At 34.6% G+C, this 24,472-nt stretch carries 14 protein-coding genes, 1 rRNA gene and 2 CRISPR repeat arrays; of the genes, 9 read left to right on the top strand and 6 right to left on the bottom strand.

The features are described 5' to 3' along the window. The first annotated feature begins 157 nt into the window (after positions 1 to 157). Positions 158 to 268: ribosomal RNA gene (rrf, locus tag HW278_RS04210) — 5S ribosomal RNA — on the top strand. A gap of 51 nt (positions 269 to 319) precedes the next feature. Here the strand turns inward: rrf and HW278_RS12435 are convergent. From HW278_RS12435 to HW278_RS04195, 3 genes are all read right to left on the bottom strand, one after another. Beyond that, positions 320 to 2,242 (bottom strand): hypothetical protein, encoded by a 1,923-nt coding sequence (locus tag HW278_RS12435; protein ID WP_255493759.1) that lies wholly within the window; start codon positions 2,240 to 2,242, stop codon positions 320 to 322. A 27-nt stretch (positions 2,243 to 2,269) separates the two neighbouring features. Beyond that, positions 2,270 to 3,475 (bottom strand): hypothetical protein, encoded by a 1,206-nt coding sequence (locus tag HW278_RS04200; RefSeq protein ID WP_178977022.1) that lies wholly within the window; start codon positions 3,473 to 3,475, stop codon positions 2,270 to 2,272. A gap of 75 nt (positions 3,476 to 3,550) precedes the next feature. After that, positions 3,551 to 3,850, bottom strand: a complete 300-nt coding sequence (locus tag HW278_RS04195; protein ID WP_016479930.1) for a hypothetical protein — start codon at positions 3,848 to 3,850, stop codon at positions 3,551 to 3,553. A gap of 427 nt (positions 3,851 to 4,277) precedes the next feature. Between HW278_RS04195 and HW278_RS04190 the strand changes: the two genes are divergently transcribed. The 5 genes from HW278_RS04190 to cas2 all read left to right on the top strand — a co-directional run bounded on the left by HW278_RS04190 (position 4,278) and on the right by cas2 (position 12,108). Continuing rightward, positions 4,278 to 5,174, top strand: coding sequence for a helix-turn-helix transcriptional regulator (locus HW278_RS04190; RefSeq protein ID WP_178977021.1), 897 nt, complete (start codon positions 4,278 to 4,280; stop codon positions 5,172 to 5,174). A 492-nt stretch (positions 5,175 to 5,666) separates the two neighbouring features. Further along, positions 5,667 to 6,119 carry a D-aminoacyl-tRNA deacylase gene (gene dtd, locus HW278_RS04185; protein ID WP_178977020.1) on the top strand — a complete coding sequence of 151 codons (453 nt, stop codon included), beginning with the start codon at positions 5,667 to 5,669 and terminating at the stop codon, positions 6,117 to 6,119. Positions 6,120 to 6,286: 167 nt separating this feature from the next. Then, on the top strand, positions 6,287 to 10,843 hold the full coding sequence (gene cas9, locus HW278_RS04180; protein WP_178977019.1) for a type II CRISPR RNA-guided endonuclease Cas9: 4,557 nt from the start codon (positions 6,287 to 6,289) through the stop codon (positions 10,841 to 10,843). A gap of 36 nt (positions 10,844 to 10,879) precedes the next feature. Next, positions 10,880 to 11,770, top strand: coding sequence for a type II CRISPR-associated endonuclease Cas1 (cas1, locus tag HW278_RS04175; protein WP_178977018.1), 891 nt, complete (start codon positions 10,880 to 10,882; stop codon positions 11,768 to 11,770). Then, positions 11,767 to 12,108 carry a CRISPR-associated endonuclease Cas2 gene (cas2, locus tag HW278_RS04170; RefSeq protein ID WP_009411569.1) on the top strand — a complete coding sequence of 114 codons (342 nt, stop codon included), beginning with the start codon at positions 11,767 to 11,769 and terminating at the stop codon, positions 12,106 to 12,108. The genes cas1 and cas2 overlap by 4 nt, the downstream gene beginning before the upstream one ends. 117 nt (positions 12,109 to 12,225) lie before the next feature. Beyond that, a CRISPR array of direct repeats spans positions 12,226 to 18,655; the repeat unit is 46 nt; unit sequence GTTGTTATCAATCGCAAAACTACAAAATTTGAAAGCAATTCACAAC. A 131-nt stretch (positions 18,656 to 18,786) separates the two neighbouring features. Here cas2 and HW278_RS04165 read toward each other — a convergent pair. Further along, on the bottom strand, positions 18,787 to 19,224 hold the full coding sequence (locus tag HW278_RS04165) for a hypothetical protein (RefSeq protein WP_178977017.1): 438 nt from the start codon (positions 19,222 to 19,224) through the stop codon (positions 18,787 to 18,789). Between the two features lie 163 nt (positions 19,225 to 19,387). Next, positions 19,388 to 19,814: direct repeats of the CRISPR family, unit length 46 nt; unit sequence GTTGTTATCAATCGCAAAACTACAAAATTTGAAAGCAATTCACAAC. 127 nt (positions 19,815 to 19,941) lie between these two features. Here HW278_RS04165 and HW278_RS04160 point away from each other — a divergent pair. Continuing rightward, entirely contained in the window at positions 19,942 to 20,193 is a 252-nt protein-coding gene (locus tag HW278_RS04160; protein ID WP_009411577.1) for a GlsB/YeaQ/YmgE family stress response membrane protein, read from the top strand. 84 nt (positions 20,194 to 20,277) lie between these two features. Here the strand turns inward: HW278_RS04160 and HW278_RS04155 are convergent, their stop codons facing one another. Both HW278_RS04155 and HW278_RS04150 read right to left on the bottom strand, forming a co-directional pair. Next, positions 20,278 to 20,664, bottom strand: coding sequence for a hypothetical protein (locus HW278_RS04155; protein ID WP_178977016.1), 387 nt, complete (start codon positions 20,662 to 20,664; stop codon positions 20,278 to 20,280). 194 nt (positions 20,665 to 20,858) lie between these two features. Next, positions 20,859 to 21,551 carry a DUF3784 domain-containing protein gene (locus HW278_RS04150; protein WP_178977015.1) on the bottom strand — a complete coding sequence of 231 codons (693 nt, stop codon included), beginning with the start codon at positions 21,549 to 21,551 and terminating at the stop codon, positions 20,859 to 20,861. A gap of 832 nt (positions 21,552 to 22,383) precedes the next feature. On the opposite strand from HW278_RS04150, the gene HW278_RS04145 reads away from it, so the two are divergent. Together HW278_RS04145 and HW278_RS04140 are read left to right on the top strand one after the other, a co-directional pair. Beyond that, positions 22,384 to 23,823, top strand: coding sequence for a hypothetical protein (locus HW278_RS04145; RefSeq protein WP_255493758.1), 1,440 nt, complete (start codon positions 22,384 to 22,386; stop codon positions 23,821 to 23,823). 126 nt (positions 23,824 to 23,949) lie between these two features. Next, the gene (locus HW278_RS04140) at positions 23,950 to 24,471 is read left to right on the top strand and encodes a DUF3127 domain-containing protein (protein ID WP_009411581.1); all 522 of its coding nucleotides are present in this window, start codon (positions 23,950 to 23,952) and stop codon (positions 24,469 to 24,471) included. The last annotated feature ends 1 nt before the right edge of the window (position 24,472 follow it).

Raw genomic sequence — 24,472 nt, 5'->3', positions numbered from 1 at the left:
TTGTTAATTATTAATTATCAATTGTCAATTGAGAAAATATGTTTTTTATCCCTATATGTTAAAAATATGATTAGGAATTGGTATTTTAGGTTAAGATACAAAAAGGAGTTTTAAAAAGCTCTTATCTTTTACCTCTTACCTCTTACCTAAAACGATTTAAGGTGGTTATAGTCAAAGGTCTCACCTCTTACCATTCCGAACAGAGCAGTTAAACCTTTTAGCGCAGATGGTACTACACTTGTTGTGGGAGAGTATGTCGCCGCCTTCTTATAAAGAGCAATTCTGATAAAGAATTGCTCTTTTTTTGTTAATAAAAATTTTACTTTAAAAACTTCTTAGCTTCATTCGCAATAGCAGTAATAAGTTTATTGCTAACTCCATTGCTTAATTGTCGAGTATGGATAAGAATACGTTTGTTATCCTTACTAAAATGTAAGTTATACCAATTTTTATTACCTACTTCTGTTGTTTTTCCCTCCCATTTTACATTAAATGTTTGTTCTAAGTCAATTTGGTAACGTCTTGGATAATCATTGGCTGCTACAATTACAATAGGGAACTCTTTGAAAAAAGGCATTGCAAAGAGAGGTTTACGCTCTTCTATAGAGTGTTTTCTAAGGGCTTCTATATCTTCATTTTTGTAGCTTTCTTTAGTAGGATAGTCGCTGAACTCGGTGATGAAAAACTCTTTTTGAAAGTTGATTTTCTCAAGTTTTTCACCTTGTAAAAATAGCTCTTCGTAGAGTTTTTCGTAGTTTAAATAGGTGCTACTTGTACCATCATTGTAAGGTTTTCCTTCTTTTCTTATATTCCTTTTGTTAAACTGATTGCCATAAGCATATAAGGGATTTTCGTGAGAGATGGGACGCTCACCATCGTAGTTAGGCACTTCATTGGTAGAGAGTATGTGTTCCCATTGAGATACATTACTTTGGAAGAGTTCTTCTTTCTTCTTTTCTAAATTTTCGATAGTCTCTTCTTGGGGAATGTGTGCGGCTTCTTTGCCGATTACTAAAACTTTACCATTAGGGTTACCATACCCTACAAATAGATTGTTGGCTTTGCAGTAGGCTACTGCCTCTTTGAATGCTTGTGTGTACATATAATTTAAGTTTTTAAAAATGTTATATTCTTTTCTGATAATACTCTTAGGTACTCCTTTTTCATAATAAACTGTTTCCCATAAACCATTTTCGAGATAAGTACGAATGTATTTTTTTGTTTCATTACCATTTTCGTCATATTGAGTGCAAGAAAATACATTCTCATCATATCTATCATAGTCTAAAGAATCGTCAGGTTCTTCTTTGTATTTAACATCTCTAAAGAGGAGAATATTATTTTTTCCTTCTAGATCAGTAGTATAGTACTCCATTTTTTTTCGTTCAAAATCTTTAAAGAGAATTACTGTTTTTTCTCTATCTGCATTGATAGTGGTACGTTCTACTTTTCCGTCGAAAAATTTGTAGGTGATAGTTTTTTCAACTCTGAAATCTTTGTAATAGATTTCAAAAAACTTTATTTCTACGATTCTACCATTTTCGTCATAATGAATCACTTCTTTATTGCCTTTTTCGTGATACACTATTTTAGCACCTGTTTCATCATACTCAATAAGTTCATCGGTGTCTGATTCTTCTTCTTTTTCATTAGGGTCGTAATTTATAGTTTTAATATCTTTACCCCAATTCTGGATATATTGCAAAAGCTCCCCATTTTTATCATATCTCCATTCTTCGCTATAGCCACAGCAGTCTTTTATTCTTCTCTGAAGCATTCCATTTTCGTAGTAGAAGAATTTTCGAGTGTGTATTACACTATCTTCAATAGTTGCCGTCCATTGGGTTAATTGTTCTTTTGTGTTATATTGAAAATTGAAGAGAATATTTCTGAAGGCGAAAGTATCCAAGAGATAAGATTTGATTAGTCCTTTTTTATCATACACAATTTTTGATTTATGAGTGAATGTTGTAAAATGACGTAAACTTCTGTCAAATATTTTCTTTACGTATGGAGGGTTAGGGGCATAACGTGCAATGCGAAGGCAGTAATCTAATAATTCTGCAAAAAAGTAAGGACCATAACCTCTCTTCTTTTCTAAAAATTTTCCTATTTCAACAGTATTATCTTCAGTATTAGTTACTGCCTCATACTCTTTATAAACTATCTCAATAGTTTTGTTAGCAAGGTGTTTATTAGCTGGAATATTCTCTATGTAAAAAGAAGCATTTTTATTGCTCATATTGTTATTGTTTTAAAAAGTTATTATTTACAGAATAGTACATTCTTTTCTTACGATATGTATTGAGTTTTCTCTGCGGCGATAGATAATAGCTTCCCATTCTTCGTTAGGAAAATAATGAAATATAGTCTTTTTTATCTTATAACCTTCTGGATCGTATTCGGTATAAGAAAAAATATTTTCGCTAAACAGAAAATCATTCCAGTTGTAAAAGGGACGATAGCGATAGAACTCTTCAAGATACTCAATGTCTTTACAAACAATAACTTCTTTGTACAAATTGTTGTCTATGTAAGTACATTCTACCTTATCTTCAAAATATTGGTAGTTAATACTTTCTTTTAATACAAAGTCTCGGTAAGGTTTGTGTTCAAAGTACTGTTTCTGGGTAATTCTCCCTTGTTCATCAAATAGAAGAGACTTTTTATCTCCACTATCGTAATGCAAGATTTCCTGCTTGCTGAGCATATCATTTTTATAGAAATTGATAAATACTTTTCGCTCGTCTTCATCTTCTTCATCTTCTGAGTAAAATACATTGTATTGTACTTCATTTCCTTTTTCGTCGTACAAGAATGATTTTTTTAAACAAAAACGGTCATAGGAATACTCTTTTACGCCTATTAACTCTCCTTTTTGGTTGTAGTTATACTCATATTTTTGAGTGATTATATCATTTTTTACGATGGCTACAACATCACCTTTCTCATTGTATAACCACTCTTTGGTTTTACCTGAGGGGAGAGGGGCAATCACTTTGCTAAGGAGTTTATTTTTGTTGTACAAAAATTGTCGTGTACAAGGTATTTGTCCTGAGATTGTAGCTGTCCACTCAATGATTTGATCGTTTTCATTGTACTTAAAGGCAATGAGAATGTTGTCTATTTCATAGCTTGTTATAAAACCTTTATCGTTGTAAGTTGTTGTAAAGTATTTATTATCACGAGAGTACCTACGGGAATTAAAGATTTTTTGTATTTCAGTTTTTCTATCAAAGGAATTTATATCATATAAAGTTTCTGCCATTTCGCAATATTCCCTAATAAGTGTTTGGATAGCTTCAGGAATAAAAAGTTTATAATCTTTAAATCGTATAGTGCTGTTCTCATCTTCTACTATCTCGTATTCTTTGTAAGTAGTTTGCACTTTTTTGTTAGCAAAGAAAGTATTAGGCTTCATTATAGCGATATAAGGTGAATCAGGGCATTTTAAGTTGTTATTTTGTATTTTCATTGTTGTTAAATCTTTTTTAGAAGGAGTAACAAGCCTAAGTTTTATTATAGGCTTGCACTCCTTGTGAAATGTAAATTAAATGCTTCTTATCTTTCCACCATTTTGGTTTCTCAGTTCCATATCTCCGTTTTTTAAGGTGATTAGTATGTCTGATTTGTGAAAAATAGCTTTTACAGCATTACTTTCTGCAACTGTAGATTTCCGTCCTCCAGAATCGTTACAAAGATCTGTTCTACCATTGCTGTAGGTGATTAGAATAGATTTTTCATCATCACTAAGAGTAGCGTCAATTACATTGCTTTGTGCAATCGTTCTGATACGACCTCCTGAATCACTGAGAAGATCTAATCTTCCATTTACAATTTTTAAAATCATATTATTATAGTTTTTAGTGAGTGCCTACTCTAAATGGTTTTCGGCTTCCCCAATGTTTTACAAAAATAGTTTGCGGGCATCCCGTTTTACTTAGCTCGTTGCCCGACCAAAGGCATAAATACAAAGCAAAAGGAACGCCCGCGTACGCGAACGCTTCCGGCTTTACTTTCTTGTACTTATTGAAAAATTGGTCGTATTTCGAGCTAGAAAATAAAAGCGAAACGCTACTAATATGTTTATTTTGTGTTTATCTGGTTTTTACTATAAAATATGTTTTATGAGTTTCTGCCAGCAAATATACAAAATAAAATGATAGGTACGTCCTTTTGCCTTGTTTTTTTTATTTTGGGAGCAAAAATATAATAATAGGGCGCAACAACTTGTCGTTTTGAAAAAACTTTATACTTTTGTTGAAAAAATATTGAAAATGAGTTTATCGAAAATGTTTTCAAGGCATCGTTTTATTGTTGAACGATTGCGTATCAAACCTTGTACTAGTGAAGAATTAGAGAATGCTTGGGAGAGAAGTATGGAGAATACAGAGGGGCAACCTCTTGCTAAACGTACTTTACAACGTGATATTCAAATTATTAAAGAAGTTTACCATATAATTATTAAGTTTAACAAATCTCTTAAAGCATACGAAATCACAGAAGATAATGACCCCTATACCCAAAACCTCTTCGAGGCATTTGATGTGTTCAGAGCTTTGCAAAATTATGGTAATCTTTCTAAAGTTATTCAGTTTGATAGGCGATTGCCTGCGGGGACGGAGTATCTCTCACCCTTGCTTAGGGCTATTAAAGAACATCGTCAGCTAAAGTTGCACTATTATAAGTTTTGGGATAAAAAACAACAACCCCAAGTGCGTACGATAGAGCCTTATTTGCTAAAAGAGGCGCAAAGGCGTTGGTATGTGTTGGCGTGGGATGTGGAGAAGAAAGCGCTACGGGTGTTTGGCTTGGATAGGATTACCCGTTTAGATGACAGCAAAGATATTAAATATCAGCACACTGTACCTGAGAGTGTGGAGTGTTTTTTCGACGATAGTTTTGGGGCGTGGGTAGATAGTGAGCACACACAAGCGGAAGAGGTGGTGCTTGCCTTTAAAAAATTGCTCAATGATTCAGTTTTTATGCCTAATCCGGCGGAATACCTCAAAGCGATGCCTCTGCATCCTTCGCAAGAGGTAGTAAGAGAAACTGACAATGAAATTGTACTCAAACTGCGCTTAAAAATTACACCAGACTTTGTTAGGGAGATACAATCGTATGGTGATAGAGTGAAAGTACTATCGGATAATGTGTTAATTTGCAAAAAATAGCGTGAGTTCGATGTAAAAGATGTTAGTGAATGCTTGGAGCTGAGTATGTGAGAGATTATGTCTCAGAATGTCGTAGCACGATAGGCAATACGAGGCACACGGATAGGTGATAATTAGCAAAAGGTGAGGAGAATTGGCAGGAGAATCTTGTACGATTGTTATGGAAAAGGTGTATAAGTAGTTAAGAGTTAAAAGTTTTTTGAATGGACAATGAATAGTAAAAAAATTGTAGGGTAGGAGAGGCATTTGGAATTTGGGATTTATTCGAAGAAAAGACGAAGAAAAGACGAACAATGAACGAAGAAAAGACGAACCTAAGACGAATTTAAAGTGAAGCTAAGGAGAAGGAAAGAAGATATAATGATGATTTTTTTGGCAAAGTAAGAAGGAAGATGTAAGTGGAATGCTTCTGCTGATGAGGAGAAAACAGCGTATTAACAAATCTGAGAGAGAAATTTAGAAGGACTTGGAGAGTAATAAAAAAGATATTTTATGAGAGTAGTTATTCAGCGTGTAACTCACGCATCGGTGGATATAGATAAGCAAACAGTAGCTTCTATCGGTAGAGGCTTATTGGTATTGGTAGGTATAGAAGATAGCGATACCAATGAGGATATCACGTGGTTATCGGCTAAAATAGTGAATTTACGCGTTTTTGACGATGAAAATGGGGTGATGAATCTTTCGGTAAAAGATGTAGGAGGAGAAGTGCTTATCGTGTCGCAATTCACCTTGCAAGCCTCTACTAAAAAAGGTAATCGCCCCAGCTATATAAAGGCAGCACGTCCAGAAGTTGCAATTCCTATCTATGAGGCGTTTATAAAGCAAGTGGAAAGTTTGTTAGGAAAGCGAGTGCCAACAGGACAGTTTGGGGCGATGATGCAAGTAGCCTTGTGTAATGACGGTCCTGTAACTATTCTTATAGATACAAAAAATAAGGAATAAAAAAGCCCCGAAGATAGTCGAGGCGCTAGATGTTTTCACAACGGAATCATCCTTATTGTGAATTGCTTTCAAATTGTGCGACAAAAGTAGGTATAATATTTTTAATGTGCAAATATTTTTATATAAAAAAAATTATTACATTTGTCCTTTCTAAAAACATTATACCAATGAAACACATATTAGGCTTAGATTTGGGCTCAAACTCTATCGGTTGGGCTCTTGTACAACAAGATTTTGAAAACAAACAAGGAAAAATTATGGCTACTGGTAGTAGGATTATTCCTATGGATCAGGGTATATTAGGTGACTTTGAGAGGGGAAATACAGTTTCTCAAACTGCCGAAAGAACTACTTATCGCAGTACACGTCGCCTGAGAGAACGGCATTTACTTCGCCGTGAGCGACTTCATAGAGTACTTCACATATTAGGTTTTTTACCTCCTCACTACGATGTTCAAATAGACTTTACCAAAAGATATGGTAAATTTATAGATAATGCTGAACCCAAAATAGCTTATAACAATGGGAATTTTATCTTTATGAATAGTTTCAATGAGATGATTAAGGATTTCAAAAAACACCAACCTCAGTTATTCTACAAGAAATCTAATGGCGAAGAGAGTAAAATCCCTTATGATTGGACAATTTATTACCTGCGCAAAAAAGCACTCTCACAAAAGATTACCCAACAAGAATTAGCTTGGCTTATACTTCACTTCAATCAAAAAAGAGGGTACTACCAGTTGCGTGGCGAAGAAGAAACTGAAAACCCTAACAAAGAAGTTGCTTTTCACTCTTTAAAAGTTGTAGATGTAGAGGCTGAAGCTCCTAATAAAAAAGGTGAGATTTGGTATACAATCCGTTTGGAAAATGGTTGGATATACCGTCGCACGAGTAAAATCCCTTTGGACGACTGGAAGGGAAAAACACGTGATTTTATCGTTACTACCGACCTTAATGACGATGGGACAATTAAATTAGACAAAGAAGGGAAAGAAAAACGTTCCTTCAGAGCCCCTGATGAAAATGATTGGAATTTACTCAAAAAGAAAACAGAACACGATATTGATTTTTCTGGAAAAACTGTAGGTGCTTATATCTACGACCATTTGTTACAAAACCCTAATCAGAAAATAAAAGGAAAATTAGTTCGTACTATTGAAAGGAAGTACTATAAAGACGAACTAAAGGCTATTTTGGCTAAACAAATAGCTCTTCAACCAGAATTGTTCACTGAAACCCTATTGGCGGACTGTATAAGAGAATTATATCGCAAAAACGAGACTCAACAGCAAAATCTACTATCAAAAGATTTCCTTCATCTGTTTGTAGAAGATATCATTTTCTACCAACGCCCATTGCGTAGCAAAAAATCTACTATTGCCAATTGTACCTTAGAAAAGCGTTCGTATATAGATAAGGAAACTAATGAGCGCAAAGAAGCTCCTATAAAAGTATGTGCCAAATCTAATCCTTACTACCAAGAGTTTAGAGTGCTACAATGGCTACAAAACTTGAGAATTTACGAAATAGAAACTGACCGTGAGGTAACTGCTGAGTTTATCGAAACAGCCGAAGATTATGAGGCTCTGTTTAACTTCTTGATGTCTCAAAAAGAAATAGATAATGAAGGTTTACTGAAATACTTTTTACTTACAAAAAAACCTCAAATTAAAGACAAAGTAGCTAAAAGCGAGCTTAAAAAATGGCTCACTACTTATCGCTGGAACTATGTGTATGATGCGGCGGATAACTCCTCCAAAAAATACCCTATGAATGAAACAGGCTATGACCTTCAGCGGTACTTGCAGAAAGTAGAAGGACTCCCCGCTAATTTTCTAACCTTTGATATAACATATCGATTGTGGCATTTGTTATATTCGGTGAAGGACAAAGTTGAATTTGAAAAAGCATTAAAGAAATTTGCTCAGGAATATCAATTAGACGAAGCATCGTTTGTAGATAGTTTCAAGAACTTCAAACCCTATCCTAATGAATATGGTAGTTTCTCAGAAAAAGCTATTAAAAAATTGCTTCCTCTAATGCGATTTGGCAATCATTGGGACTTTAATCGCATTGATGTATCTACTCAAAAACGTATAGACGACCTTATCAATGGAGTAGCAAATGACGAAATCCGTACCATCATTAGAGAAAAAGCAGAGAAGTATCAGCTCAATAGTGAGAGTTGCTTTCAGGGGTTACCGCTTTGGTTGGCACAGTATGTAGTCTATAACCGTCACGCCGAAGCTACCGATATAGAAAAATGGACTTCAGTGAATGATTTAGAAGCATATTTAGAAGATTTCAAGCAACATTCACTGAGAAATCCTATAGTAGAGCAAGTAGTTACCGAAACATTACGCGTAGTAAGAGATATTTGGCAACGATACGGCGGAGGACAAGCGAATTTCTTTGATGAAATACATATAGAACTGGGTAGAGAACTCAAAAAAACAGCCGAAGAAAGAAAACAACTTTCCAATAGAAATCAAGAGAATGAAAATACCAACCTACGCATTAAGAAATTACTTGCCGAATTAAAAGAAGATGCAAGCATACAAAACGTGCGTCCGTATTCGCCTGTACAGCAAGAACTGCTTAAAATCTATGAAGAAGGTGTGTTTAGTGCTACCGATGAAGTAGAGGAAGATATTCAGAAAATACGTAAAAAAGCTGAGCCTACCACCCCTGAGATACAACGCTACAAGCTCTGGTTAGAACAAAAGTATAAATCGCCTTATACGGGAGAGGTGATTTCACTTACAAAACTATTTACTGAGGAGTATGAAATAGAACACATCATTCCGCAAAGCCGTTATTACGACGATAGTTTATCCAATAAGGTAATATGCGAATCAGCTGTAAATAAGCTAAAAACAAATCAATTAGGATTGGAATTTATCCAGAATCACCACGGTGAGAAGGTGCGCATAACAGGTAATAAAGAAGTTACTATCTTCACAGAAGAGCAATACAAAGAGTTTGTGAAAAAACATTACGCTAACAATTCAGCTAAACAGCAAAAGCTTCTTTTGAATGAGATACCTGAAAAAATGGTGGCTCGCCAGCTGAATGACACGCGTTACATCAGCAAGTATATTTCTGAAATACTTTCTAAAATAGTGCGTTCAGACGAAAAAGATGAAGGCGTAAACTCTAAAAATGTAATACCTTGTACAGGTAAAATCACTACTGCCCTCAAACAAGATTGGGGACTTAATGACGTGTGGAACGAGCTTATACTTCCTCGTTTTGAGCGAATGAACCAGCTTACCCAAACAGAGCTATTTACCTCATATAACGACAGACTTCAAAAAAATCTCCCTACTGTTCCAATAGAATACAGCCAAGGTTTTCAAAAGAAACGCATAGACCACCGCCATCACGCTATGGACGCCTTAGTGATTGCTTGTGCCACTAAAGAGCACATCAATTATATGAATAACCAACACGCATTGGATAAGAGTAAGGATAAAAAAGAAAAACAACAATCTCGCATAGACCTTCGCACTATTCTCTGTGAGAAAAAGAATAATAACTGGCAGTTCAAGAAACCTTGGGCTACTTTCACTCAAGAAGCCAAAGAAGCCCTTGAACATATAGTAGTGAGTTTTAAACAAAACCTAAGAGTGATTAATAAGGCTACCAACTATTATGAAAAATGGGAAGAGAAAAATGGTGTACTTGTAAAAAAGAAAGTAAAACAAGAGGGAACTAATTGGGCTATACGCAAAAAACTTCATGAAGATTTTCCTTATGGGAAAGTAAAATATCAAGTGAATTTCTTAAAAATATCCGAGAATATTTCTAAAATAGATCTTATAGTAGATGAATTTATCAAAAGGCAGTTGGAAAAGATCTATGTTGAGAATCATCGTAAAGTTAATCTAACGAAGAAATATTTAAAAGAAAATCCCATAAGAGACCAAAAGGGGGAAGAAGTCATTAGTACAGATTTCAGAGAAGAAAATATTAAATACAGAAAGAGAAGACCAATATCGGTACTTTCAGATAGAAATAGAAAAACAGGAATAACTTCTATTGAAAAAATGCTTAAAACGATTGCTAAAGTAGCTGATAATGTTCTAAAAAGAGAATTATTTTTGTATTTAGAAGAATGTAATAATGATATTGATGTAGCTTTTTCTCCTGAAGGGATTGAGCAATTCAACTCTAAAAGGAAGATACCTGTGTATAGATTACCTTTTTTTGAAGAAGGAGAAAAAAAGAATGAACTGGGTAATAAAGGAAAGTATGTAGAAGCAGCTAAAGGAACGAACCTCTTTTTTGGAGTATATCAAGGCAAAGGGAAACGCACTTATGCAACAATCTCTCTCAACGAAGTAATTGAACGACAAAAACAAGGACTTCCTTCTGTCCCCGAGCGCAATGAAAAAGGAGAACCATTGTTGTTTAGCCTTTCGCCTAACGATTTGGTATATGTGCCTATGGAAGGAGAAATCGCAGAGACAATAGATTTTAATAATCTCAGCAAAGAACAGAAAGAAAGAATTTATAAAACAGTGAGTTTTACAGGAAACGAATGTCATTTTGTAAAATCTACTATAGCATCTCTCATAAAATCCTATGATGCTAAATCTAAGATAGGAGAATTAGGAAGTTTGAATAAGTTAGAGGTTACTATTAGTGGAGACAGTAGAATAAAAGAAGTCTGTATCAAACTAAAAGTAGACCGCTTAGGAAATATCACCAAAGCATAGAACTCTTTTTAAAAACCAATAAACACCCTTTAAACTATGTTATACCGATCTATTTACATAGGCAATCCTGCTCATTTGAAGTTGAAAGATAAGCAACTCAAAATAACCGACCCCACTACCCAAACTGTAAAAGGAAGTGTGCCTATTGAAGATTTGGGTTTGCTGATGCTCGACCATTATCAAATTACAGTTTCTCATCAATTACTGCAAGAATTGATGGAGAATAATGTGGTACTTATCAGTTGTGATGAAAAACACTTACCCTTAGGAGCAATGCTTCCTTTCGGTGGGAATACTCAATATTCTGAACGGGTGAAAACGCAGTTAGAAGTGAGCGAACCTCTTAAAAAACAACTTTGGAAGCAAACTGTAGAGTGCAAAATTCAGAACCAAGCTAAGGTCTTAGAACATTTAGGAAAGTATGCTGACCCGATGTACGACTATCTAAAAGAAGTAAAATCGGGCGATACGACCAATATGGAAGGTATTGCAGCGCAACACTATTGGAAGTACCTTATCGATTATGATTTTCTTAGAGATAGATTTGGTGAATATCCTAATCAGTTTTTCAATTTCGGATATGGAGTTTTACTCAGTATCGTAGCCCGCGCATTGGTAGATACAGGTTTATTATTAGTATTAGGAATTTTCCATCGCAATAAGTACAACCCCTATTGTTTGGCAAGCGACATAATGGAACCCTACCGACCCATAGTAGATTTATTGGTAATGGAATGGCTCACAACACATCCTGAAGTAGAAGAACTCAACAAAGAAAGTAAAGCTCATATACTGCAGATGGCAACCCGTGATGTACAGATAGAAAAGAATACCCACCCCTTGATAGTAGCAGTAAAGAACACAGCTTCTTCTTTATACAAATGCTATACGGGTGAAAAGCGACTGATAGCTTATCCTGAATTATGATCATAGCCGAACGATATAATGCTTATAGAATTATGTGGGTATTAGTATTATACGATTTGCCAACAGAAACGAAAAAGATGCGTAAAGAAGCACAGAACTTTCGTGATAAACTCATAAAGGACGGTTTTACGCTCTTTCAGTTTTCGATGTATGTAAGGCATTGCCCTAGTAGAGAGAATGCCCAAGTGCATATCAATCGTGTAAAACAAAACTTACCTCAGTATGGCAATATAGCTATTATGTGTCTAACCGATAAGCAGTTTGGCGATATGGAGTTCTTTTACTGTCAGAGAGAAACAGCAGCTCCCGAAACTTATGTGCAATTAGAGCTTTTTTAAGAAGAATAGGAAAGTGAAAACCTCCTCTTTTGTCTTATAAACAAAGGCAAAAGAGGAGGTTTTTCAGTACTGTTTTTAAGCAAAACGGATTGATATTTAAACTCTTAAAAGATTGAGGTTGTTATCAATCGCAAAACTACAAAATTTGAAAGCAATTCACAACTAGATACCTCAGGGTCAATGTCACAGGAATGTTGTTATCAATCGCAAAACTACAAAATTTGAAAGCAATTCACAACCAGCATTATCGCCTTCATCCTTAGGAGATTGTTGTTATCAATCGCAAAACTACAAAATTTGAAAGCAATTCACAACAAGTTTGTCCATATGAAATATTCATTGTATGTTGTTATCAATCGCAAAACTACAAAATTTGAAAGCAATTCACAACATATAGTGACTTTCTGTGTACTTTGGTCTTGTTGTTATCAATCGCAAAACTACAAAATTTGAAAGCAATTCACAACAGGAAGAGAGGGAGGGGAGGGGGTGCGGGTGTTGTTATCAATCGCAAAACTACAAAATTTGAAAGCAATTCACAACTCTTTTATTAGCGATGAGAAATATCAATCAGTTGTTATCAATCGCAAAACTACAAAATTTGAAAGCAATTCACAACGAGCTTTTAATTCTCCTTTCAATGTGTCTAGTTGTTATCAATCGCAAAACTACAAAATTTGAAAGCAATTCACAACAAGTCCTCACTTGCTCGACACTTATCGTTGGTTGTTATCAATCGCAAAACTACAAAATTTGAAAGCAATTCACAACAGCATCGAGTCCTACAAAATTTTAGGGTACGTTGTTATCAATCGCAAAACTACAAAATTTGAAAGCAATTCACAACCTGTAGCCTATATAAGAGACTACCAAAAGAGTTGTTATCAATCGCAAAACTACAAAATTTGAAAGCAATTCACAACAAGTTTGTCCATATGAAATATTCATTGTATGTTGTTATCAATCGCAAAACTACAAAATTTGAAAGCAATTCACAACAGGATTAGAAGTAACAGAAGGTGAAGGTCGGTTGTTATCAATCGCAAAACTACAAAATTTGAAAGCAATTCACAACCCTAACAAGAGAGGGTTTTTGTTTGAATTAGTTGTTATCAATCGCAAAACTACAAAATTTGAAAGCAATTCACAACACGCTGTTAAGAGGAATCGAATACACGAAGGTTGTTATCAATCGCAAAACTACAAAATTTGAAAGCAATTCACAACGAGGTGAATAGTATCAAGAGGCAAACGATGGTTGTTATCAATCGCAAAACTACAAAATTTGAAAGCAATTCACAACCGTATTTGACATCGGTATTTGCAATCTTAGGTTGTTATCAATCGCAAAACTACAAAATTTGAAAGCAATTCACAACTATCGCTTGAAGATACTGTTACTCTCAAATGTTGTTATCAATCGCAAAACTACAAAATTTGAAAGCAATTCACAACTCTGCTGTAAGTTGCTGCTTGACGGCTACTGTTGTTATCAATCGCAAAACTACAAAATTTGAAAGCAATTCACAACATTAGAAGAGGCTATATACGTGTCTAACCAGTTGTTATCAATCGCAAAACTACAAAATTTGAAAGCAATTCACAACAGAGTTCCAACAAGTAATTGAAAAACAAATGTTGTTATCAATCGCAAAACTACAAAATTTGAAAGCAATTCACAACAAGTTTGTCCATATGAAATATTCATTGTATGTTGTTATCAATCGCAAAACTACAAAATTTGAAAGCAATTCACAACCGTTGTTCTTAGACATTACAAGATTCCATTGTTGTTATCAATCGCAAAACTACAAAATTTGAAAGCAATTCACAACCCTTTATCATTATAAAAATAGTCCCGACTCGTTGTTATCAATCGCAAAACTACAAAATTTGAAAGCAATTCACAACGGTTAGCCATTGGACTCATAGAAACCTTATGTTGTTATCAATCGCAAAACTACAAAATTTGAAAGCAATTCACAACGCCTTTATGAATAGGCATCGTAAAGAACTGGTTGTTATCAATCGCAAAACTACAAAATTTGAAAGCAATTCACAACACCTAAGGGCTTTACTACAATTTTGTTACCGTTGTTATCAATCGCAAAACTACAAAATTTGAAAGCAATTCACAACAATACTCTTTCCCATAAGATGTTTCATAAGTTGTTATCAATCGCAAAACTACAAAATTTGAAAGCAATTCACAACTGAAAAATTTCGCTTTGAAAATATTTGAAAGTTGTTATCAATCGCAAAACTACAAAATTTGAAAGCAATTCACAACCAGTCTTCAGCTGAAAATGAATCTGTCGGGGTTGTTATCAATCGCAAAACTACAAAATTTGAAAGCAATTCACAACACAAGTCCTCTTCACTTAAAGATTTCCATTGTTGTTATCAATCGCAAAACTACAAAATTTGAAAGCAATTCACAACTGGTTATTATAATATCTATAACTTTTTGGTGTTGTTATCAATCGCAAAACTACAAAATTTGAAAGCAATTCACAACTAGTTTTGGCATCGTTTGATAATTCTACCAGTTGTTATCAATCGCAAAACTACAAAATTTGAAAGCAATTCACAACAGTCGCTACAATACAGAAAAACGGAGTTTTGTTGTTATCAATCGCAAAACTACAAAATTTGAAAGCAATTCACAACTTATTTGTGAAAGTTCATTAGTAGCCTCTTGTTGTTATCAATCGCAAAACTACAAAATTTGAAAGCAATTCACAACCAGTCTTCAGCTGAAAATGAATCTGTCGGGGTTGTTATCAATCGCAAAACTACAAAATTTGAAAGCAATTCACAACATTGTATATTGTATTTATAAACGCCTCCTTGTTGTTATCAATCGCAAAACTACAAAATTTGAAAGCAATTCACAACCAGTTTTCAGCTGAAAATGAATCTGTCGGGGTTGTTATCAATCGCAAAACTACAAAATTTGAAAGCAATTCACAACAGCCCCTATTCATAAGCTCTGCGCCTATGTGTTGTTATCAATCGCAAAACTACAAAATTTGAAAGCAATTCACAACTCAACTCCCAGCCTTGCCATACACCTATCAGTTGTTATCAATCGCAAAACTACAAAATTTGAAAGCAATTCACAACGTATGCTTCATTAGCCTTGCGGTGTTGTTCGTTGTTATCAATCGCAAAACTACAAAATTTGAAAGCAATTCACAACGAATTTGTTCCTCATAAATAGATTTAAAAAGTTGTTATCAATCGCAAAACTACAAAATTTGAAAGCAATTCACAACAGTCGCTACAATACAGAAAAACGGAGTTTTGTTGTTATCAATCGCAAAACTACAAAATTTGAAAGCAATTCACAACAATTCTTGTTTTGTTAATGGTTACTTCCACGTTGTTATCAATCGCAAAACTACAAAATTTGAAAGCAATTCACAACGAGATTAGGGAGAAGGAAGGACAGTGATGAGTTGTTATCAATCGCAAAACTACAAAATTTGAAAGCAATTCACAACAAGAAAGTTGCACAGTAATAAGGGCGTCTGGTTGTTATCAATCGCAAAACTACAAAATTTGAAAGCAATTCACAACTACAACATAAGAGAAAGAGATGCTATGGATGTTGTTATCAATCGCAAAACTACAAAATTTGAAAGCAATTCACAACGGATTTCCTGAATAAGGGATTGCGTTTTTTGTTGTTATCAATCGCAAAACTACAAAATTTGAAAGCAATTCACAACTGTACCCTCTACTATATTCACCCGTTCCCAGTTGTTATCAATCGCAAAACTACAAAATTTGAAAGCAATTCACAACCTTAATCTCCTTAATAGCCCCGCCTTCCACGTTGTTATCAATCGCAAAACTACAAAATTTGAAAGCAATTCACAACAGAACAATAATTAACAATTAAATATACAAAGTTGTTATCAATCGCAAAACTACAAAATTTGAAAGCAATTCACAACAAGGTAGTCCTATAACAGTTTTCCCCTCGAGTTGTTATCAATCGCAAAACTACAAAATTTGAAAGCAATTCACAACAAGAAGTCGCAAAGGAATAATTTCCCCTTTGTTGTTATCAATCGCAAAACTACAAAATTTGAAAGCAATTCACAACGGGGCGGGGTGGGCTATTTTTCAAGCCCTCGTTGTTATCAATCGCAAAACTACAAAATTTGAAAGCAATTCACAACTGCACCCTACTACACTAAGAGAAACCGCTAGTTGTTATCAATCGCAAAACTACAAAATTTGAAAGCAATTCACAACTCTAATGGATTTAATAAAAAAGGATTCATAGTTGTTATCAATCGCAAAACTACAAAATTTGAAAGCAATTCACAACGGTTGTCAGTTTGGCGATTTCCTTTTACTTGTTGTTATCAATCGCAAAACTACAAAATTTGAAAGCAATTCACAACCAGAGGCGCGAACAAACCTTGCAACTCGATGTTGTTATCAATCGCAAAACTACAAAATTTGAAAGCAATTCACAACTCCCCTCTTTCCCGATTGAAAAATCACCTCGTTGTTATCAATCGCAAAACTACAAAATTTGAAAGCAATTCACAACCAATATTGAGGATATATACTTCGATATGAAGTTGTTATCAATCGCAAAACTACAAAATTTGAAAGCAATTCACAACTTCTACATCTGCCTTTTGTCCGTTTATATAGTTGTTATCAATCGCAAAACTACAAAATTTGAAAGCAATTCACAACCATATAAATATTCATTATACCTCCGTTCAAGTTGTTATCAATCGCAAAACTACAAAATTTGAAAGCAATTCACAACCTCCCTTGCTATTATCAGAAGAACAAGGAAGTTGTTATCAATCGCAAAACTACAAAATTTGAAAGCAATTCACAACAGCTCTTTTCACAGTTCAAAAAGTTTTGTAGTTGTTATCAATCGCAAAACTACAAAATTTGAAAGCAATTCACAACATTTTACAAAGTGAAGCCCCTAATGTATTGGTTGTTATCAATCGCAAAACTACAAAATTTGAAAGCAATTCACAACAGTGAAAGCGCCTAATGCTGAAGAGGCAAAGTTGTTATCAATCGCAAAACTACAAAATTTGAAAGCAATTCACAACTTTTGCCTTTCTCAAAAGTACTTTAATGCCGTTGTTATCAATCGCAAAACTACAAAATTTGAAAGCAATTCACAACTTCGTATACCCATCTCTCTGTGACCATTTAGTTGTTATCAATCGCAAAACTACAAAATTTGAAAGCAATTCACAACTTCGTATACCCATCTCTCTGTGACCATTTAGTTGTTATCAATCGCAAAACTACAAAATTTGAAAGCAATTCACAACTAGTTGCATATTTATTAGTTTAAAAAACACGTTGTTATCAATCGCAAAACTACAAAATTTGAAAGCAATTCACAACTAGGGCGCAATGTAAAAGAATATTTGCGTTGTTGTTATCAATCGCAAAACTACAAAATTTGAAAGCAATTCACAACGCGGCTGGTCTTGGAAGTTGATGTATGTAGGTTGTTATCAATCGCAAAACTACAAAATTTGAAAGCAATTCACAACATTAAATTCTTAGCTTGTGTAGTGTTCATTAGTTGTTATCAATCGCAAAACTACAAAATTTGAAAGCAATTCACAACCTCTTAACTAATCTTTATCATTTCCACTTCGTTGTTATCAATCGCAAAACTACAAAATTTGAAAGCAATTCACAACTACTATTAATGTGCTTAATGTTATTACTTGGTTGTTATCAATCGCAAAACTACAAAATTTGAAAGCAATTCACAACTAGGGCGCAATGTAAAAGAATATTTGCGTTGTTGTTATCAATCGCAAAACTACAAAATTTGAAAGCAATTCACAACGAACAAAAGAAACTCCTAATGGGCTACCTGGTTGTTATCAATCGCAAAACTACAAAATTTGAAAGCAATTCACAACGGTAGGGCGTGGCAATGAAAAATTTGAAGTGTTGTTATCAATCGCAAAACTACAAAATTTGAAAGCAATTCACAACAATACTTTTTGTTTGATTTTACGAAAGCGTGTTGTTATCAATCACAAAACTACAAAATTTGAAAGCAATTCACAACCTTCAAACTCCGGATAAACATTCTTTATCTGTTGTTATCAATCACAAAACTACGAAATTTGAAAGCAATTCACAACCTTCAAACTCCGGATAAACATTCTTTATCTGTTGTTATCAATCACAAAACTACGAAATTTGAAAGCAATTCACAACGCCAAGCCCTCGTTAGCCCCTATGAGGATAGTTGTTATCAATCACAAAACTACAAAATTTGAAAGCAATTCACAACGACAAGTGTATAAGGTACATCGTGGGTATGGTTGTTATCAATCACAAAACTACAAAATTTGAAAGCAATTCACAACTCTTTGCCTCTCGTTTTTTTATTAATCATCGTTGTTATCAATCACAAAACTACAAAATTTGAAAGCAATTCACAACGTAGGAACCTATAACCACGCCATACGCAATGTTGTTATCAATCGCAAAACTACAAAATTTGAAAGCAATTCACAACATAAATGTTTAATTTATCAAATAGTTCAACAATAAAGCGCAAAGATACAAAAAAAATATTTTATAAGTAACAAAGCATAAAAAAGGTTGCCCAGACTTCTGAGCAACCTCTTTCTATATTCTATTAGATGATTAACTTCCTAAGGTATACCAATGTACGCCTATCAAATATTGAAACTCCGCTGAAAACGACAACCGTACGGCAACTACCAGCAGAAAAGTCAATGCCGATAAGCCTATCTTCTGGTACGTCTTGCTCACGGTGGCAATGAGCATCCCTAATAAAAAAGCTACCCCTGTGCTCACAATATAAATCAGAGCTAAACTGAAATGTGCATCAGGCAGACTCCCTGCAATAAGCATTAACCCCGTAAACGGAAGAACAATGCGTAAGGCACTTTGTAGGCATTCTTGGGGTCTCTCTCTTACAAAGAGATAACTCATAATCACTATCCCTGTTAAGTATAGGGGTAGGGTTACCAAATGATCTCCATAGGCTATTGAATTTATAAACAAGTAAAGTGCAATAGCTGAGATAAGTTCTAAAAAGATTTGTACTGACTTTTTCATAATAAAAATGATTAATTAATTGAAAAAAGTGTTCTCATGATTAAATATTTTAGAATTTTGCGACAAAGTTATAAGATATTCTCTTCTCTGTCAAGTAAGTTAACAAAGTTTAAGATTGTTTTAACTTTTAATTGTAGACTTTGTATTGTTTTTAACAAATTCTATTTGTTATCAATCGCAAAACTACAAAATTTGAAAGCAATTCACAACAGAATACGACTTCTACAAGCTCGAAGCCCTGTTGTTATCAATCGCAAAACTACAAAATTTGAAAGCAATTCACAACTTAGTGAAGCCGCGCTACTTGCGCAATAACGTTGTTATCAATCGCAAAACTACAAAATTTGAAAGCAATTCACAACTCGTACGGCAAGGCGTTCACTTTCAAGTGTGTTGTTATCAATCGCAAAACTACAAAATTTGAAAGCAATTCACAACGTAATTTGACTTCTTATAAAATACTCAACAGTTGTTATCAATCACAAAACTACAAAATTTGAAAGCAATTCACAACTAATGTTATCGGCTGTTTGGCGACCGGCATGTTGTTATCAATCGCAAAACTACAAAATTTGAAAGCAATTTACAAAATGTATAAGTAAATAATCTGAACAATAACGCCAAGTAAATCGAGCGAATCCTCTCCCTTTTATGATTTTTATTTGTTTTTTTAGATGATAATTCTTACCTTTGTACCCTAATTTAATATTAAAAATTATGGGTATTATCGCAACACTTATTATTGGAGCCATCGCTGGATGGTTAGGAGGAACTATCTATAAAGGTAGTGGATTAGGTCTTATAGGCAATATCATTATTGGTATTCTTGGAAGTATCGTGGGGTATTGGCTTTTAGGAGATGTGTTTCACGTCTCACTTGGAGGAGGATGGATTGGTGCTATCTTGACAGGAGCTATTGGAGCTATTGTTATTTTATTCTTGATAAATTTGATATTTAAAAAGAAGTAATAAGGAAGGAAGAGCACATATTAAAAATGAAAAAACCCCGAAAATATATATTTTCGGGGTTTTTTTAGTACTTCTTTTTCAGAATTACCTACTTGCGTTAGCAGTCCAGGTCTTTCCATCTGTAGTATACAAAATGTTCAATGAAGAGGCGTTGATTCTAATGATTTTCACACCATCTTTCAAGTCGATGTTTACTAAAGTGTTATCTCCTTCTTTTTTGAAGCTAACACCTTTAAGGTCAGGAATGCCGTCTGAAAAACGGAAATAATAGTCATTTCCTGTTTTAACAACTGTCACAGCTCCGTTATCAGCAGATTTTTTTTCATCTCCATTTGAATAAGAGATTTTACCTTTGTAGGTTCCTACAAAAAGGTCATTGTCTGCTGGGTCATCATTCTTGCTACAAGATATAGAAGAAAAAGCTACTAGTGATAAACAAATCACTGATACTAAAGCAATAATTTTTTTCATACTTGATTCAATTTAAAAAATTAATATTAAAGTTTGTTGCAATAATTATACCATTCGAATGCTTTATGCAATTTTTAATAGTTGTTATCAATGGGAAAACTACAAAATTTGAAAGGGATTCGCGACTATGTGGCTGTACAACTGAATGTCCGTAATAAGAGTTAATGTTTTAGGCGAAATTATAAAATTTGGGTTCATTTCATATGTGTTTTGATATTATTGAATAATTGTAAAGTTTGTATAGAATCGCCATAATTCAAAAGAAGTATTTGATTTTTAGAGTGATAAATCTTAATGTAAGGTTTTGTATTAACACGTAAAGAAAGTTTATATACATCACCTTTTTCGGTTTTAAAAAATCCCTTTTTGATAATGCCTACATCAAAACCGTTAGTTCGCAAAACAAATTTAGGTAATTCGTTAACAAGAGTTATTGAATCAATATCTTTCATTTTAATATTAAAATGATAAAGACCTGAATTCTCAATTCTTTCTTTGCTAACCTCAATATCACTTTCTCTCATTCCATAAAAAAGAAAAATACACACAGCCCCGATTAAGAAAAGAACAATGTAAATAGTTTTTTTAGAAGAAGATTGTTTTCTTATAGGAGATCGTAATACAGATAAAATGGGAATAAGTAAGCCTGGTAATATGGAAACACCAATGTCCCAAACAACGGAACGAGACAGAAAAGTTAAAAAAATAGAAGCTAATCCACAAATAATAAAGACATTACGCAGATACAGCGTATACTCTGTGTTTTTTAAAGATTCTTTCTCTTCATCAGATAATGTGTTATATCCTGATAACAAGTTAGGAAATTTTGAGATTAGAATTCCCATTGTTATGTAAAACACTCCTAAAATACAATTTATGGTATCCATAAAAGTTTAGTTTTATACGTTAATAATACAAGACAAAGATAAACATAACAAAATCTGTTTAAACTTTTGGCAAAGTTACAATAAATAATTGGAAAATGAGGGAATGAGAAAATGAGGAAATGAGAAAATGAGAAAATTAGGGAATTAAGAGATTAGCAAATGGGGTGCGAGTTACAAGCTTGCACCAGAGAAGATTAACTTTGCCAAAGTTTCAAACTTTGGCAAAGTGTATACCCCTAAAAGTGACACATCAGAGCTATCGGAAGGAAACGGAAAAGAACGGAAGAGAGCTGAGAGAAGTTTTAGTGAAAAAAGGGTGTGAGGAGGGTGGGGGTAGCTTATAGAGAGCTTATAGGAAGCTTATACGAATCTTGGACGATTGGTATAGAAAGGGTATATAAGAGGTTGATTGATAATATGATACAATAGGGTTAAAAATGTTAAAAACGGGGTTTCGAGGCGAAAGAAAGAGAAAAGGCAATAGGCCTTAGGCCATAGGCAATAGGGGGAAGTGTGACGGAAAAAATAATGAAATGACGAATGACGAGAGACGAATGACGAAGAAAATGTGATGAAAATCTCTCGCGGTGCACATACCCAGCTGTCGCAGGCTACCTTCAAAGGGGGAATGTAGAGACGGGAAAGGGGAAAAAATGACGAGTGACGAGTGACAAATGACGAGGGGGCGAGTGACGGGAAAGAGGGGATGTAGCGAGAGAAAACAGAAGGGTGAAGGGGGGAATGATGGATTTTTCTTTTATATATCTTGTATATATTACAAAATTCATTATTTTTGCGGTTGTAATTTAATTGTTTTTTCAAGATGAATAAAATGAAATGTTTATTTTTAATAGGCGTACTTTCGGTAATGAATGTTTGTGCGCAAGATTTTAAAGTAAAGAAGGGTGAACTTCTATCAAATGGTACTCCCGTTGCTAAGATTGAGAAAAAGGACGGTAAATATCAATTTAGTGACCTTTCGAATCATTTGTTGTACAGGGTGGTTCTTACGGCTGAAACGGCACAAGGTAATTTAGCTCCTCACCGTTGGATAGAGTTTTCTAATGCTAATGGGGTAATTCGGGAAGTGGCAATTCCGGATAAATTGAAATTTACTTTTTCGGGTGAGAAGTACCTGCTTGACTGTGTCTTTAAATCGGGGACTGGAATGCTCACAGAAAAGGGTATTGACCCTGCGGTGGTAACGGCTTTTTTTGAGAGTACTCATCGTCCGTTCTCAGAGAAATGGGACGCTGTGTTTGAACAAGAGCGGAATACTATTCAAACGGAAGATAACTTGGCTACGGCTGATAAAATTTCGGTACAGGGAGATGCGATTCTTAAAAACGGCAAGCAAATAGGCATTATTGTGCGCAAAGTGCAAAACGGAGATGGGGGTATTGTTATCACTGATTTTACGGTAACAGATATCAAAGGTCACGTAGTGGCTACTGCGCATCATCATTCGTATAAAAACGAAGATTATTTCGTTATAAAAACCTACGACCAAAAAGAGTTTCCGGTATTTGTTCCTCTTACCAAAATAGGGGTGGCTGATAAAAGAATTGTGAATAGGCTTTATGCCAATGGCTATCCGTTTGGCGATATGACTGAGGCTTTTAGTCAATATTTAGAAGGTAGAAAGAATGCTATCGACCAGCAAAATAAAGAAATGTTGGAGGAAGCGAAAAAGCAAACGGTAAATATTTACGATGCTCCGGGTTATGTGATAGATGCTAAAGGGGATAAGAAAGAGGGGCTTATTACGATTGAATTCCAGTCGGTAGGAGCGATACTTAACAAAGAGCAGAATGTATCAGACCTTACTTCATATGGGGCAACGATGAAATTCAAAAAGGAAGGTGAGAAAGACGCTTATTTTAAAGCGAAGGACGGTGTGAAATTCTGCATAGATGAGCGTTGTTTTATAGGTTCAAAAAGTGCAGAAGACGGCTTTTTTGCTCACGGAGGTTCACAGTTAAACGTACTTTCGGGGGCTGCTCAGTTCTTTGAAATTCTGTATGATAACAACGGCAATTACGTGTTGGCACACAGCAGATATCCTGAGGATTACTATTTAAAGATTAAGGGAGCTGACAAAGCGGTATATTTGGGAGATAAAGCAACTTTTGGTTCGAAGAGTGCAGATAAAATACAAAAAATATTGGCTAAATATATCAACTGTCCTTCATTAGATGTTACTAAATACAACACCAAAACGAAAGAAGGAATGATACAGTTGGTAGATGATTATACAAAGACTTGTAAATAGAATGTTTTTGGGCAAAAAGTAAAATGTTTTGTAATATTTTAGGGTATAAGTATTGCCGATAACTAAAAAAATAGTATCTTTGCCCTTGTAAATATTATCAGAATAAGCAATAAAAGGAATACCAATATGGAAATTCAAGGACGAATTATAAAGATTAGCCCTACACAAACTGTAGGACAAAACGGCTTTCAACGCCGTGATGTGGTGATTTCTACTGAGGAACAATACCCCCAGTATATCCCTTTTGACTTTGTACAAGAAAAATGTGTACTTCTCGACAACTTTCAGGTAGGGCAATTGGTACGCATCAGTTTCAATATTCGCGGTCGTGAATGGGTAAACCCGCAAGGTGAAACTAAATATATTGTGAACTTACAAGGATGGCGTATTGAAAATGCTGAGGTGGCACAAGGAGCCTATCCCCCTCCGCAAGGGCAATATCCACCACAGGGGCAACCAGCTTATCCGCCACAAGGATATGCACAACCACAGTATCAGCAAGCGCCTCCGCAATATCAGCAAGCCCCACCACAATACCAACAAACGCCTCCTCAGTATCCGCCACAAGCCCCTCAACAGGCTTTTAGTGCACCAGACCCCGCACAGGGAGCTTCTGCCCCTACTGAGGAAGACGATTTGCCATTCTAAA

The sequence above is a fragment of the Capnocytophaga sp. oral taxon 902 genome, from assembly GCF_013394735.1.
GTDB lineage: Bacteria > Bacteroidota > Bacteroidia > Flavobacteriales > Flavobacteriaceae > Capnocytophaga > Capnocytophaga ochracea.
The sequence above is the reverse complement of the archived record's forward strand: the minus strand, read 5'-3'. Positions and strand labels throughout refer to the sequence as shown.